13 protein-coding genes and 1 pseudogene are annotated in these 13,184 nt (G+C 64.2%); 4 read left to right on the plus strand and 10 right to left on the minus strand.

Translation table 11 applies throughout. The features are described from left to right. Positions 1-5: 5 nt before the first annotated feature. Positions 6-572, minus strand: a complete 567-nt coding sequence (locus tag EJ068_RS03690) for an XRE family transcriptional regulator (protein ID WP_127251567.1) — start codon at positions 570-572, stop codon at positions 6-8. A 152-nt stretch (positions 573-724) separates the two neighbouring features. On the opposite strand from EJ068_RS03690, the gene EJ068_RS03695 reads away from it, so the two are divergent. Beyond that, entirely contained in the window at positions 725-2,551 is a 1,827-nt protein-coding gene (locus EJ068_RS03695; RefSeq protein ID WP_127251566.1) for an ATP-binding protein, read from the plus strand. Between the two features lie 174 nt (positions 2,552-2,725). Here EJ068_RS03695 and EJ068_RS03700 read toward each other — a convergent pair whose 3' ends face one another. Both EJ068_RS03700 and miaA read right to left on the minus strand, forming a co-directional pair. After that, positions 2,726-3,517, minus strand: coding sequence for a GGDEF domain-containing protein (locus EJ068_RS03700; protein WP_126082055.1), 792 nt, complete (start codon positions 3,515-3,517; stop codon positions 2,726-2,728). A 126-nt stretch (positions 3,518-3,643) separates the two neighbouring features. Next, the gene (gene miaA, locus EJ068_RS03705; protein ID WP_127251575.1) at positions 3,644-4,588 is read right to left on the minus strand and encodes a tRNA (adenosine(37)-N6)-dimethylallyltransferase MiaA; all 945 of its coding nucleotides are present in this window, start codon (positions 4,586-4,588) and stop codon (positions 3,644-3,646) included. Between miaA and serB the strand changes: the two genes are divergently transcribed. Continuing rightward, positions 4,578-5,465 carry a phosphoserine phosphatase SerB gene (gene serB, locus EJ068_RS03710; protein WP_127251565.1) on the plus strand — a complete coding sequence of 296 codons (888 nt, stop codon included), beginning with the start codon at positions 4,578-4,580 and terminating at the stop codon, positions 5,463-5,465. The two genes, miaA and serB, sit on opposite strands and share 11 nt — an antisense overlap. Next, complete coding sequence (locus tag EJ068_RS03715) at positions 5,462-6,034, plus strand: GNAT family N-acetyltransferase (RefSeq protein WP_127251564.1); 573 nt, start codon at positions 5,462-5,464, stop codon at positions 6,032-6,034. Before serB ends, EJ068_RS03715 begins: the two co-directional genes overlap by 4 nt. A 46-nt stretch (positions 6,035-6,080) precedes the next feature. On the opposite strand, the gene EJ068_RS03720 is transcribed toward EJ068_RS03715, so the two are convergent. From EJ068_RS03720 to EJ068_RS03745, 6 genes and pseudogenes are all read right to left on the minus strand, one after another. Continuing rightward, a complete protein-coding gene (locus tag EJ068_RS03720; protein WP_127251563.1) occupies positions 6,081-7,598 on the minus strand; it encodes a DegQ family serine endoprotease in 1,518 nt (505 codons plus the stop codon). Between the two features lie 142 nt (positions 7,599-7,740). Continuing rightward, the gene (locus EJ068_RS03725) at positions 7,741-7,929 is read right to left on the minus strand and encodes a DUF2065 family protein (RefSeq protein WP_127251562.1); all 189 of its coding nucleotides are present in this window, start codon (positions 7,927-7,929) and stop codon (positions 7,741-7,743) included. Between the two features lie 6 nt (positions 7,930-7,935). After that, complete coding sequence (locus EJ068_RS03730) at positions 7,936-8,898, minus strand: protease modulator HflC (protein WP_127251561.1); 963 nt, start codon at positions 8,896-8,898, stop codon at positions 7,936-7,938. Continuing rightward, positions 8,898-10,004, minus strand: a complete 1,107-nt coding sequence (hflK, locus tag EJ068_RS03735; protein WP_127251560.1) for an FtsH protease activity modulator HflK — start codon at positions 10,002-10,004, stop codon at positions 8,898-8,900. Before hflK ends, EJ068_RS03730 begins: the two co-directional genes overlap by 1 nt. A 247-nt stretch (positions 10,005-10,251) precedes the next feature. After that, a complete protein-coding gene (locus EJ068_RS03740; protein WP_127251559.1) occupies positions 10,252-10,770 on the minus strand; it encodes a dihydrofolate reductase in 519 nt (172 codons plus the stop codon). Continuing rightward, positions 10,770-11,785 (minus strand): annotated as a pseudogene (locus EJ068_RS03745) (DUF4424 domain-containing protein). Before EJ068_RS03745 ends, EJ068_RS03740 begins: the two are co-directional and overlap by 1 nt. A gap of 142 nt (positions 11,786-11,927) precedes the next feature. On the opposite strand from EJ068_RS03745, the gene cobF reads away from it, so the two are divergent. Then, positions 11,928-12,692, plus strand: coding sequence for a precorrin-6A synthase (deacetylating) (gene cobF / locus EJ068_RS03750; RefSeq protein ID WP_126082047.1), 765 nt, complete (start codon positions 11,928-11,930; stop codon positions 12,690-12,692). 129 nt (positions 12,693-12,821) lie between these two features. Here the strand turns inward: cobF and EJ068_RS03755 are convergent, their stop codons facing one another. Then, positions 12,822-13,163 (minus strand): winged helix-turn-helix domain-containing protein, encoded by a 342-nt coding sequence (locus tag EJ068_RS03755; RefSeq protein WP_042644082.1) that lies wholly within the window; start codon positions 13,161-13,163, stop codon positions 12,822-12,824. Positions 13,164-13,184: the final 21 nt, after the last annotated feature.

The following is a 13,184-nucleotide window of genomic DNA, read 5'->3' on the forward strand; positions in this document are numbered from 1 at the left end:
TCAGATCAGTCCCTGACCAGCGCCACGAGATACTCCGCGGCAGCCGGTCCGGGAGCATGAAAGACGCAATCCGCCGGCGCCCCCAGCGCCAGGCAGTCGCCGGGCTCGAGCCGGTGCACCACATCACCCTCGGTGAAATCCAGCCTTCCGTCGATCAGCCATATCTGCTGCTTGATGAAAGCGTAGGAGGCTGCCGGTAGGCTGACCTTGGCGCCCGCCGGCAGGCTGACCCTGATCAATTCCAGCGGCATCTGCGATGCCGGCGACAGATGCCGCCGGATGTAGCCGGTTGCCGGATCCTGCCACACCGGCTGCTCGTCTCTGCGCGAAACGCCGCCGCCTTGCAGCTCGGCCCGCGCGATCAGCGTCGACAGTGTCATGCCGAAGGCGGCCGCGATGCGCACCAGGAGCGCCGCGGTCGGACTGGTCGTGCCGCGTTCGATGGCGCTCAGCATCGCTTTGGACACGTCCGAGCGCTCGGCCAATTCGGCCAGCGACCAGCCCCTTACCGTCCGTTCGGAATGTATCCGCCGGCCGATCGTGGCAGTGATGTCATCCGATATATCGTTCATTCGTCCAATATATCGGAATTGCAAAATCCGGGAAGAGGCTATTCGATCGAATTGTCGCGACCGGCTTAACACCGTCTACACCATTCGACCTCACCTCAATTTAACCCCGCCTGGATAGGGTCGACGCTCCAGGGAATGGGACCAGGTCAGTCATGTTTGTCGAACGCGAAGCCTCCGTTGGCGAACCGATTTCGCAGGAGCGCCGCAACGCCCTGCAAAGCGACAAACGCATTCTCGGCAATGTCGTGCAATGCGACGGCGCGCGCGCCACCATCAGCGCCTACGCCGAGGATGCCGACGGCACGGTCACCGGCCAATGGACGGTCGGCAAGATGATCTCCATCAATCTTGGCACGACGCGCACGGTCGGCCTTGTCTATGAGATCGGCAAATCGGACCGCGCCTGGAGCAATGAGGGCCAGAACCCGATCGAGGTCAGCATCGAATTGATCGGCGAAGTGCGCGACGGCGCAGAGCCCGGCGCCAAGCCGGTCTTCGACCGCGGCATCACCGCCTATCCGCATATCGGCGCCATCGCCCACCGTATCCGCAGTCGCGACCTGCAGGCGGTCTACGATCTGGCCGGACGCCATTCGGTCACCATCGGCACGCTGTCGCAGGATGAATCCATCGATGCCAACATCGCCATCGACGACACGCTGGCGCGCCATTTCGCCATCGTCGGCACCACCGGCGTCGGCAAGTCCACGGCTGTCTCGCTGCTCTTGCGCAAATCGATCGAGGCGCGGCCCGACCTGCGCGTGCTCATCCTCGACCCGCACAACGAGTTCGCGGCCTCGCTGCCGGAATATTGCGTCAAGGTCGATTCCAAGACGCTTGACCTGCCATTCTGGATGTTCAGGCTGGAGGAATTCGCCGAAGTGCTGTTTCGCGGTCGCGAGACGGTGCCCGAGGAAGTGGATGTCCTGCGCGACCTGATCCCGGCGGCCAAGAACCTCTATCGCAACCCCAGTTCCGGCAGCTATGTCAGACGCGGCAGCGATGCGCTGACGGCGGATACGCCGGTGCCTTACCGCATCGCCGATCTCATCAAGCAGATCGACGAGCGCATGGGCATGCTCGAAAGCAAGAACGATCGCCCGGTCCTGAAGTCGCTGAAGACGCGCATCGAATCGGCGGCCGCCGATCCGCGTTACCGCTTCATGTTCAGTTCCCGGCTGATCGAGGACACGATCCACGAGACGATCGGCAATATTTTCCGTGTCCCCAACCACGGCCGCCCGGTCACCTGCTTCGAGATGGCGGGCATGCCTTCGGAAGTGGTCAACTCGGTCTGCTCGGTGCTGGCCCGCCTTGCCTTCGACCTGGCCTTGTGGAGCGAGGGCCGGCTGCGGTTGCTCCTGCTTTGCGAGGAAGCGCACCGCTACATGCCGGCCGATCCGCGCCTCGGCTTCGCGCCGACCAGGCATGCGCTGTCGCGCATCGCCAAGGAAGGCCGCAAATATGGCTGCTATCTGGGTGTCGTCACCCAGCGCCCGGGCGAGCTCGACCCGACCATCCTGTCGCAGTGCTCGACCTTCTTCGCCATGCGTCTTGCCAACGAGCAGGACCAGGCAATCATCCGCTCGGCGATCGCCGACTCCTCGGCCTCCACGCTCGCGTTCCTGTCCTCGATGGGGCAGCGCGAAGCTATCGCCTTCGGCGAAGGCGTCGCGACCACCATGCGGTTGAAATTCGAGAAGCTGGCGCAGGAGTTCATCCCCGGAACCGCGAAAAGGGAGCAGGTCGAGCCCTCCGTGGACGGCAGCGATGTCGACCTGGCCATGATCGTCGAGCGGCTCCGCAACGTACCGAAGCCGCAGCAGGCCATGGCCTTCGCCGAGACCGTCGACTCGGCCCGGCAGGCCGGCGACCCGGACTATAAGAAGCCGGCCACAGCCGCCCCCCGCCCTCAGCCCGACGACGACTTCGACACCCGCTACGGCCTGAAGCCCTCGACCTTCGGCATACGCAGTTGAACGACTGAACAACCAACCTCGCAAGCACAGCCAAATTCCGAACAGGAATTCATCAGGCCGGATCGAATGGCGTGGCTTTCGAGAAGCCGGAGCGGAGCGGACATTCAGTCCGTGAGCACCGGAAGTCGAGAAAGGCGCGTCAGTCGACCGGCCCCATGAATTCATGTCGGAATTTTAGGCGCAGACGCGGTTGCGGCCCTGCTTCTTCGCCTCATAGAGCTGACGGTCGGCGCGACGGTAGAAATCCTCCGCGCTCTCCTTATGGTCCCACACGGCAAGGCCGACGCTGGTCGTGACCTTGAGCCGCACATTGCCCGACAGGATCGACAGGTTGGCGATCGCCTTGCGGATGCGTTCGGCGAACCGGGCAAGCAGCTCGACATCCATGTTGGGGGTGACGACGGCGAACTCCTCGCCGCCCAGCCGCGCCACCACGTCGTGATAGCGCGTCATGCCCCGCAGGCAGGTGGCTACGGCCCGCAGCACCTCGTCGCCGACATCATGACCATGTGTGTCGTTGACCTGTTTGAAGTGATCGAGATCGAGGATCATCAGCCCGACCGGCCTGTCGATACGACGGAATTCATGGAGATATTCACGCAGCGCATCGTCGAAATAGCGGCGGTTCTGCATGCCGGTCAGACCGTCGGTGAGCGCCGCCTGCTCGAGCGTCTGCGAACGGGCGCTGAGCGAGACCGTCATGGCCCTGAGCTTGCCCTCTTCCCGCACCTGGCCGCGGATCAGCGGGTAGATGAAGAAAGTGCCGAAGAACAGCGCGGTCGCCAGCAGCGCGCCAGTGACGAAAAGCAATTTGTTCAGATAGACGATTTTGTCGACACGCGATGCGGCATCGAGGTCCGAGGCGATGTCCTGTAACTGACCAAAGGCATGGAAGGTCACCAGGCCAGCGGCCAGGATCACGAAAATAAAGACGAAAAAAGCGGATTCCGCCTTGTGGAAACGCATCTACTCCCCGCGCCACTGTAACCCCTGAGCTTATGCCATAGCGGACCTTACGGACCGTTAACCCGGACAACCCTGGAGAGAATTAGAACAAAGGATTTTAAGGCGCTGATTGAAAAAGCCTTTTTGTCAGTCGCGAACTGCCGGTTGATCGTCCGGTCGCAGCCTGCGCCACTCCGCGCCCAGTTGGTGCCTGAACCAGGTCGATTGGCGCTTGGCATACTGCCGAGTCGCGATCTTGGCTCGCTCGATCGCCTCGGGAAAGCCGCACTGTCCGGCCATCGCCGCCTGCAGCTCGCGCACCCCGATCGCCTTCATCGCCGGCAGGTCCGGGTCGAGCCCAAGCGCCGTAAGCTGCCGCACTTCGTCCAGCGCGCCCTTGTCGAGCATCTGGTCGAAACGCGCCTCGATGCGCCGGACCAGTTGCGCCCGGTCCGGCTCGATCACCAGGAAACGAGCGCTGTCGCGGTCGATCAGCGGACGGCCGCGCGCCGCCTGCCACTCCAGGAGGGAACGTCCCGAAGCATCGAGCACTTCGAGCGCCCGCACGATCCGCTGACCGTCCGTCGGCCTGAGTTGCATGGCCATGGTTGAATCCTCATGCATCAGCAGGCGATGCAGTCTTTCGGCTCCTTGCTCCTTGAGCTCGTAGCGCCAGCGCTCACGCACCGCCGGTGGAATGTCCGGCATATCCGAGATGCCTTCAGCCAGCGCGCGGAAATAGAGCCCGGTGCCGCCGACGAAAACAACCGGACGGCCCGACAGGACGCCATCGTCAATCAGCTTCGTCACGTCGCGCAGCCAGGCGCCGGTGGAATAGGCCGTGGAGGGATGCACATGGCCATAGAGGAAATGCGGCACGCGTGCCGTTTCGGCGGCGGTCGGTCGCGCGGTCAAGGCGTCAAGCACCGAATAGCCCTGCATGGAATCGGTGTTGACGATGACCCCGCCCTTGAGTTCGGCAAGATCGAGCGCCAGCGCCGACTTGCCGCTGGCCGTAGGCCCGGCTATCAGGATCGCGTTCTTGACGCGGCCTTCGCCCGCCTGCCTGCCGGAATGTTCAATGCCGCTGATCGCCACTCTAGTGTCCCGTCCAGAAGCCCGCGCCGTGCCCGCCTCCCTTGCGAATATGGCCTTGCAGGCTGCCGGCGCAAGCGCTGTCCGTTGGCTGGCTGAAGACGTCGCCTGCGACCTCGTCCTGCCGCAGACGCCGGATATCGGCGAAATGACCGCCAATCTGCGCGCCGCACTGGCTTCCGAGCCGGTCGATGTCGTCGTCCAGCCCGCCGAAGGCAGGCGCAAGAAGATCCTGCTCGCCGACATGGATTCGACGATGATCGATCAGGAGTGCATCGACGAGCTTGCCGACGAGATTGGCGTCAAGGACCATGTAGCGGCGATCACTGCGCGCTCGATGAATGGCGAGATCGCCTTCGAGCCGGCCTTGCGGGAACGCGTCGCCTTGCTGAAAGGCCTGGACACGGCGGTGGTCGACCGCATCATCGCCAATCGGCTGACGCTCGCCGCCGGCGGCCGCGCATTGGTGCAGACGATGCGTGCCAACGGCGCCTGGACTGCGCTGGTCTCCGGCGGCTTCGACGTCTTCACCAGCCGCATCGCCGCCATGCTGGGATTCCAGGAAAACCGGGCCAACCGGCTGATCGAGGAAGACGGCAGATTCGCCGGCATGGTGACCGAGCCCATCCTCGGGCGCGCCGCGAAGGCCGAAGCGCTGCTGGACATTGCCGCGAGGCTCGCGCTGACAACAGAGGATGCCATCGCGGTCGGCGACGGCGCCAACGATCTCGACATGATCCGTCTTGCCGGCACCGGCGTCGCGCTGCACGCCAAGCCGGCGGTGGCCGAGCAGGCACGCATTCGCATCGATCATGGCGACCTGACCGCGCTGCTCTATCTCCAGGGCTACCGCCGGGATGAGTTTGTGGAATGAAGCCGATCCGCATCGAGCGCCTGATCCTGCGCAACTGGGAGGATCGCGACCGCGCGCTTTTCCACCGCATCAACTCCGATGAGCGCGTGATGGAATTCTTCCCGTTCCGCCGCGACCGCGCCGCGGCTGACGCCAAGATGGACGAAGTCCGCGCCTGGATCGATGAGGATGGATATGGCTTCGCCGCGGCCGAGATTGCCGCGACCGGCGAATGCGTCGGCTTCGTCGGCTTGTCCGGAACGGAAGACATCGACGTGCTGGCGCCCGGCACGATTGAGATCGGCTGGCGGCTGGCGCCCGAATTCTGGGGCAAGGGCTATGTCACCGAGGCAGCGGGAGCCTGGCTCGCCTTCGGTTTCGAAACGCTTGGCGTGGACGAGATCGTATCGTTCGCGGTCGCGGACAACCATCGTTCGGTCGCCGTCATGAAGCGGCTCGGCATGCGAGCCGATCCCGGTGCCGACTTCGATCACCCCAGCGTCCCAGACAGCCACCCGCATCTCAAGCGTCATGTCATGTACAGGCTGTCGCGCGAGGCATGGCAGGCACGAAAAAGGGCGGCTCGCTAGCCGCCCTATTCATTGAAACATCAATCGCTTGCTGAACGATCCGGACTCAATCCATCCGGATCGTCACGAAACGCAGTTCCCCGGTCTTCGACGCCAGCATCAGGAGCGCGTTCTTGCGGCCCTGCTCCTTAAGCGCTCCGATCCGGTCCATCACGTCCTTCGGCGTGCCGACCGATTCCTGCGCGATCTCGGTGATCACCTCGCCGGGCTGGATGCCGCGCTCCGCCGCGGGCGAATCCTTGGCGACATCGGTGACGACCACGCCGGACACGTCGGCCGCGATGCTGAACTTCTGCCGCGTCTGGTCGTTGAGCTCGCCGACCGTCATGCCGAGCACCGAGGCCGTCGACACCGGAGGCGTTGCCTTGTCGCCATTGCCCTGATCGGTGCTGCCGTTTTCGCCGCTGGCCAGTTTCTCGCCATCCTCGAGCCGGCCGAGCGTCACCTTGACCGTCTGCTCGACGCCCTTGCGCACGATGACGACATCGACCGCCTTGCCGACCGGGCTTTCCGCCACGACGCGCGGCAGGTCGCGCATCTCATGGATATCCTTGCCGTCGAACTTGATGATGACGTCGCCGGCCTGGACCGTGCCATTGTCGACCGGCCCGCCCTTGATGACGCCGGCGACCAGCGCTCCCTTGGCGGTGGCCATGCCGAGGCTCTCGGCGATGTCGTCCGTCACCGGCTGGATGCGAACGCCCAGCCAGCCGCGCCGCGTCTCGCCATACTGGCGCAGCTGGTCGACGACGCCGGCTGCAAGCTGCGAGGGGATGGAGAAACCAATGCCGATCGAGCCGCCCGACGGCGAGATGATCGCCGTGTTGATGCCAATGACCTCGCCGGCGGCGTTGAACAGCGGACCGCCGGAATTGCCGCGGTTGATGGCGGCGTCGGTCTGGATGAAATCGTCATAGGGACCGGAATTGATGTCGCGGTTGCGCGCCGAGACGATGCCGACCGTCACCGTGCCGCCCAGGCCGAATGGGTTGCCGATCGCCATCACCCAGTCGCCGACTCGCATCTTGGTGGAATCGCCAAATTTCACCGCCGTCAGCTTGTGGCCCTTGGGGTCGACCTTCAGCACCGCGACGTCGGTCTTGGTGTCGGTGCCGACAAGCGTCGCCTTCAGCGTGATACCGTCGGAGAAGTTGACCTCGATGTCGTCGGCATCGGCGATGACATGGTTGTTGGTCACCACGATGCCCTGCTCGGCGTCGATGACGAAGCCGGAGCCGAGCGACTGCACTTTCTGCCCGCCACCGCCCTTGTCGCCGCCGCGGTTCTTGAAAAAATCGTCGAAGAAATCCTGGAATGGCGAGCCCTCGGGCAGTTGCGGCATCGGCACCGCGCCCGGTCCTTCCGTGCCCTTCACCGTCTGCGAGGTCGAGATGTTGACCACCGCGCCGAGCAGGCGCTCGGCGAGATCGGCGACCGAGGACGGTCCGTCGGAGGCGACCGTCGGCGTGACGAAGGACGGAACGGCAACAATGCCGACCGCGAATGCGGTGGCGCCGGCGAAGACCATACGCCGCGCCGCGCGCAACAGGGTGTCGGATATCATCATGGCCTCCAGGTGGTTCTGAAAAGGAAAGGCGCATCCGCAAAGGCGCCTGTCCGGTTCATGTTGGCAAGAAATACGGCACGTTTGCGGCTATAGCTATCGGCGCAAGATAAATCGTCAATCGCTACGGCACCAAGGAATATCATAAGCCGCGGACGAGCCAGACGATGCCGACACCGACGGCGATCGCAACCAGCCCGCCGATCCGCAGCACATTTTCCGGCATCGACAGCACCTCGGCCGCGAGCTTCCGGGCCAAAGCCGGAAACCCGCCATAGACCAGCCCTTCGATCACCAGGACCAGGCCGATTGCCGCCAGAAAATCCTGCACCGCCCGCTACTGGGCGGTGCCGGGTTGGGTCGCAGGCGCGGCGGGAGCCGTCGCAGGCGCGGCCGGTGGCGCGGAAGGGGCCGGGCCGGGCTTGCTGCCAGGATCGCGGAAGTAGCGGAAGAACTCGGACTCGGGCGAGAGCACCATCGTCGTTCCCGTGTTGTCCAGCGCCGTGCCGTAGGCGTTCATCGAGCGATAGAAGTCGAAGAAGGCGGGATCCCGCTTATAGGCGTCCGCGAAGGTCGCGCTGCGCTGCGCCTCGCCCTCACCGCGCAGGATTTCCGATTCCTTCTGCGCCTCGGCGACGATCTCGACGACCTCGCGGTCGGCCCGCGCCCTGATGCGCTGCGCCGCCTCGTTGCCGCGCGCCCTCAGGCGCTCGGCTTCAGCCAGACGCTCGGCCTTCATGCGGTCATAGGTCTGCTGCGAGACCTCCGCCGTCAGGTCGGTCCGGCGGATGCGCACATCCTCGATATCGAGGCCGAGCGAGGTCGCGTCGGGGCGAAGCTGATCGCGCACCTCGCGCATCATGTTGCCGCGCTCTTCCGAAAGAGCTGCCTCAAAGTCGCGCAGGCCGTAGACACGGCGCAGCGCCGCGTCGAGGCGCGTCCTCAGGCGGGCTTCGGCCAATTCCACCTGGCCGGACACAGCCGCGCGGAACGTGCGTGGATCCGAGATCCGGTAAGCGATGAAGGCATCGACCTCGTAGAACTTGCCGCCCGAGACCTGGACGCGGATGTTGTCGAGGTCGAAGCGCATCACGCGCTTCTCGACCATCTGCACGCTGTCGGCGTCGAAGAAGGCGAACGGCGCCTTGAAGTAGATGCCGGGCTCGTTCTTGACGTCGATGATCTCGCCGAACCGCAGCACGATCGCCTGCTGGCCGGCATTGACCACGAACACCGAGGAATAGAGCAGGAACAGGAGGACAGCCGCGATGACGGCGATGATGGGAAGACGGTTGGCCATCACTGGTTACCTCCCGTAGTGGCGCCCAGGGGCGACGGCGGCGCTTTCGGCTGCAATGCCGGCAGCGGCAAGTAAGGCAGCACGCCCTGACCGTTGCCCGGCTCGACGACGACCTTGTTCGAGTCCTTCAGGATCCTCTCCATGGTTTCGAGATAAAGGCGCTTGCGCGTGACGTCGGGCGCCTTGGCATATTCGTTGTAGACGGAGATGAAGCGCTGCGCCTCGCCTTCCGCCTCCTGAACGACCCGGTTCTTGTAGGCGGCCGCGTCTTCGCGGATCTGCGCCGCTTGGCCACGCGCCTGCCCGAGCTTCTGGTTGGAATACTGGTTGGCCTGCTCGACGAACTTGTCCTCGTCCTGCTCGGCGCGCTGCACTTCGTCGAACGCATCGGCGACCTCGCGCGGCGGTGCGGCGTCCTCGATCGAGACCGCGTTCACCTGGAGACCGGTCTTGTAGCCGTCGAGCGTGCCCTGGATGATCTCGCGCACCGCGGTTGCGATGCCCTGGCGATCGTCGCGGAAAATATCCTGCGCCGGGCGCCGGCCGACGACTTCGCGCATCGCGCTCTCGGCGACCTGCGCCAGCATACCGTCGGGATCGGAGACGTCGAACAGGTAAGCTTTGGGATCGGAAACCTGGTATGCCACCGAGAACTGAACGTTGACGATGTTCTGGTCGCCCGAGAGCATCAGCCCGGAGCCGCTGCTCGCGCCGCCGCCGATGCTGACGAGCTGCTCGGATATCTTGGCGGTTTCGACCGTTTCGATCGGCCACCAGTGAAAATGCAGGCCCGGCTGGGACAGCTCGGTCTTCGGCTGGCCGAAGCGCAACTCGACGGCGACCTCGTCCGGCTGCACGGTATAGATCGCCTTGAAGGCCCACAGCACGACGAGCGCCAGAGCGATGAGCCCGAGCACCGCCGGGCTGGCGCCGCCGCCGCCCGGAAGCGCGCGCCGCAGCCTGTCCTGGCCACGGCGGATGATGTCCTCTAGATCGGGCGGGGAACCCTGCGGTCCGCTTGGCCCTTTCGGTCCCTGCCCCCAGGGTCCCTGATTGCCGCCGCCGCCCCATGGGCCGCCGCCGCCGCTCTTGTCGTTCCAGGGCATGAATGTCCTTTCGCTTCGGTTCGCTCAGGCCTTGCGGCGCAATCCTAACGCAAGACCCAGAAAACCCATATCGGTTTTCGAAACGGAATCAGGCGCCAAAATCAAAGTATTACGGCAACCTCTTGTGCGTCCGGTTGGACGCGGACCGCTGCAACACCGTTCTTCTATAGGGACGCGTCGATCCGCTTTCAACGCGATGGGCCATCGTCCCCATGCGATTTGGATCGGTAGCGACCCTTTGTCGTCGTCAACGATCGTCGCGTCGGCGCTCGTAAACCGTATAACGCGTGGCGTGGCTGTCTTTCTCGCCGGCGGGGAAATCCTCGGCGCTGACGATTTGCCAGATGCTCGGGTCGATCGGAGAGAAATGCGCGTCGCCATCGACGCTGGCCAGCACATGCGTCACATGCAGCCGGTCCGCCAGCGGCAAGGCCTGGGCATAGATCTCGCCGCCACCGACCACGCAGATCTCCTCCGCTCCCGCCATGCAGCGGCCGCGCACCTTGGCCAGCGCGATCGCATCACTCAGCGAATGGGCGACCTCGATGCCTTCGGCGCGCCAGGCCTTGTCGCGCGTCACCACGATGTTGAGCCGGCCGGGCAGCGGCCGGCCGATGCCCTCATAGGTCTTGCGGCCCATGATGATCGGCTTGCCCATCGTGTCGGCCTTGAAGCGCTTGAGATCGGTGGAAAGCCGCCACGGCAGGCCGCCCTCGCGGCCGATCACGCCGTTTTCGGCGATGGCGACATAGATCGCGATATCCATCAGCCGCCGTTCCCGCCATTGTCGGACGGCTCGAGCAGCAGGATGTCGATGTCGCGCTCGGGATAAAATCTTTCGCGGTGATCTCGAATGTCGTCGGTCCGACCTTTTTGACATTGTCGCCGCAGAAGGAGACGAGGTTTTTGGGGCTGCCCTTGTCGATCGTCAGCTTGAAATTGCCGATGGTGCCGGAGGCCCAGTTGCCCCCCGTGGTGAGGACGTAGGCGATCCGGCTCTCGTAATATTTTGGATAACCGTCCGGATTCGCCTTGGCCGCCTTGCGCACCACGTTCTCGAACGTCTGATCCATGCAGTAGCGGGTCTTGTAAGTCTCGTATTGCGGGCTCTGGAACTGGCCATCGGAGAAGAAGCTGACCGAGGAGGTGCCGCCGACGCTTGGCTTATAGCGATGCGAGACATGAACTTCCTTGTTGGCCGGGAAGGTCGAACGCCACCAATAGGTCGAGCGCAATTGCCAGAAGGGCACATAGGCGGTCTGCATGCCCGAACCGTCATCGGCCGTATCCTCGATGATGATGCCGCGGTCTTCCCAGTCCTTGGTGACATCCTTGGGCAGTTTCGCCAGCGCCGCCTTGGCAGCATCGCCGAACGGATAGAGCGGCACGCTCTGGGCCTTGAGGTCGGCAGTGATGTCGATGCCCAGCGCAAACGCCCGTTGCTCAAGCTGAGGCTTCGCGTCGACGCCGTCAATCGTCACCTCGAAGCCGAGGAAATTGTCGCTCTGCGCCTCCGGGATCGCCGGCATCTCGTTGGGATCGCCTTCGATGTCGGGCATCGGGAATGCCACGATGGAGCTGACATCCTTGTCGGTGTTGTTGCGGAAGACATAGTCGACCGTGACTTTCTCCGGCGAGATGAAAAGGTCCTCGCTTTGCATGGCGACGGCATCGCTGCGCGACAGGATCAGGCCGCCGGTGCCGAGTTCGGCGACGGAATCGTTGGCGAGGGCCGGAGCGGCCATGATCGCCAGCGCCGCGGTCAGTATGGTGCGTAACATCGACCCCTCCTCTGTGCCGCTATACCGGGACCAGCCGGATGCGCTCTTCCATCTACCCGTTTCAAGATAGCGTTTCAAAGCCCTTCGTCACCGGATACGGGTACTTCTGGACACCGAGCCGCCGATCAGGCAGGAGATCGCCATGCGCAAGCTTCTCGTCATCGGCATCGGCGCCGGTAATCCCGATCACATGACGGTCCAGGCCATCAACGGCCTGAACCGCGCCGACGTGCTGTTCATCCCCGACAAGGGGGCGAAGAAGAACGATCTCGCCGATCTGCGCCGGCAGATCTGCGACCGCTTCGTCACCAACCCTAAATCGCGCCGCGTCGAATTCGAGGTGCCGGTCAGGGCCGAGCCGACATCGTCCTACCGGACAACCGTCGACGACTGGCACGAGGCGATCGCCGAAATCTACGAGACCCTGATCCGCCACGAGCTTGCCGAAGACGGTTGCGGCGCCTTCCTGATCTGGGGCGACCCGTCGCTTTATGACAGCGCGCTGCGCATCCTCGAGCGCGTCCGCCTGAGGGGCAATGTGGGTTTCGAGCTCGAAGTCATCCCCGGCATCACTGCGATCCAGGCGCTGGCCGCCGCCCACGCGACCGCGCTCAACCGCATCGGCGATTCGATCCTGGTGACCACCGGCCGCCGGCTGACCGAAGAAGGCCTGCCGGCCAATGCCGGCTCGACCATAGTCATGCTCGACGGCAAATGCGCCTTCAACACGCTGGCCGACAAGGATGTCTTCATCCAGTGGGGCGCCTATCTCGGCACGCCGGATGAGATCGTCATCTCCGGACGCCTAGGCGATGTCGGTGCCAAGATCGAGAAGGTCCGCGAGGAAGCCCGCCGGAAAAAGGGCTGGATCATGGACACTTATCTGCTGAGGAAATCAGGGGAGTAAGGGAGTAGGGCAGTAAGGCAATAGGGGCGCGCACATCGCATGCGCAAGCCGGGACGTCACACCCTACTGCCCTACTGCCCTACTGCCCTACTGCCCTATCGCCCTACTGCCCTACTGCCCTACTGCCCTTCATCCGGCATCGATCTCCGCCTGCAGCGCCTGCATATGGACGGCCGCGGCCGATGACGCGGCCCGCTCTATGGCCCGGAAACGGCTGACGACCGCCAAACCCACCGATGTCAATTGCGCGCCGCCGCCCTTCTTGCCGCCGGTCTGCGCGGCGACCAGCGGCTTGCCGAACACGCGGTTCATGTCCTCGACCAGATCCCACGCATGCTTGTAGGACATCTCCATGCCGCGCGCCGCAGCCGAGATCGAGCCGAAGGCGGCGATCTGCTCCAAGAGCTCAATCTTGCCGGGGCCGATCCGGCCGTCGGGGTCGAGATTTATCCGCAGGCTCAACGATGGCATGCCTTATCCTCCGCGATCATG

The organism is Mesorhizobium sp. M2A.F.Ca.ET.043.02.1.1 (assembly GCF_003952405.1).
GTDB lineage: Bacteria > Pseudomonadota > Alphaproteobacteria > Rhizobiales > Rhizobiaceae > Mesorhizobium.

Coding starts and splice junctions, on each gene's coding strand:
- cobF (WP_126082047.1), top strand. CDS start 11,928: ATGCGCAAGCTTCTCGTCATCGGCATCGGCGCCGGTAATCCCGATCAC.
- EJ068_RS03695 (WP_127251566.1), top strand. CDS start 725: ATGTTTGTCGAACGCGAAGCCTCCGTTGGCGAACCGATTTCGCAGGAG.
- serB (WP_127251565.1), top strand. CDS start 4,578: ATGCCGCTGATCGCCACTCTAGTGTCCCGTCCAGAAGCCCGCGCCGTG.
- EJ068_RS03730 (WP_127251561.1), bottom strand. CDS start 8,898: ATGGCCAACCGTCTTCCCATCATCGCCGTCATCGCGGCTGTCCTCCTG.
- EJ068_RS03715 (WP_127251564.1), top strand. CDS start 5,462: ATGAAGCCGATCCGCATCGAGCGCCTGATCCTGCGCAACTGGGAGGAT.
- EJ068_RS03690 (WP_127251567.1), bottom strand. CDS start 572: ATGAACGATATATCGGATGACATCACTGCCACGATCGGCCGGCGGATA.
- EJ068_RS03720 (WP_127251563.1), bottom strand. CDS start 7,598: ATGATATCCGACACCCTGTTGCGCGCGGCGCGGCGTATGGTCTTCGCC.
- hflK (WP_127251560.1), bottom strand. CDS start 10,004: ATGCCCTGGAACGACAAGAGCGGCGGCGGCGGCCCATGGGGCGGCGGC.
- EJ068_RS03700 (WP_126082055.1), bottom strand. CDS start 3,517: ATGCGTTTCCACAAGGCGGAATCCGCTTTTTTCGTCTTTATTTTCGTG.
- EJ068_RS03755 (WP_042644082.1), bottom strand. CDS start 13,163: ATGCCATCGTTGAGCCTGCGGATAAATCTCGACCCCGACGGCCGGATC.
- EJ068_RS03740 (WP_127251559.1), bottom strand. CDS start 10,770: ATGGATATCGCGATCTATGTCGCCATCGCCGAAAACGGCGTGATCGGC.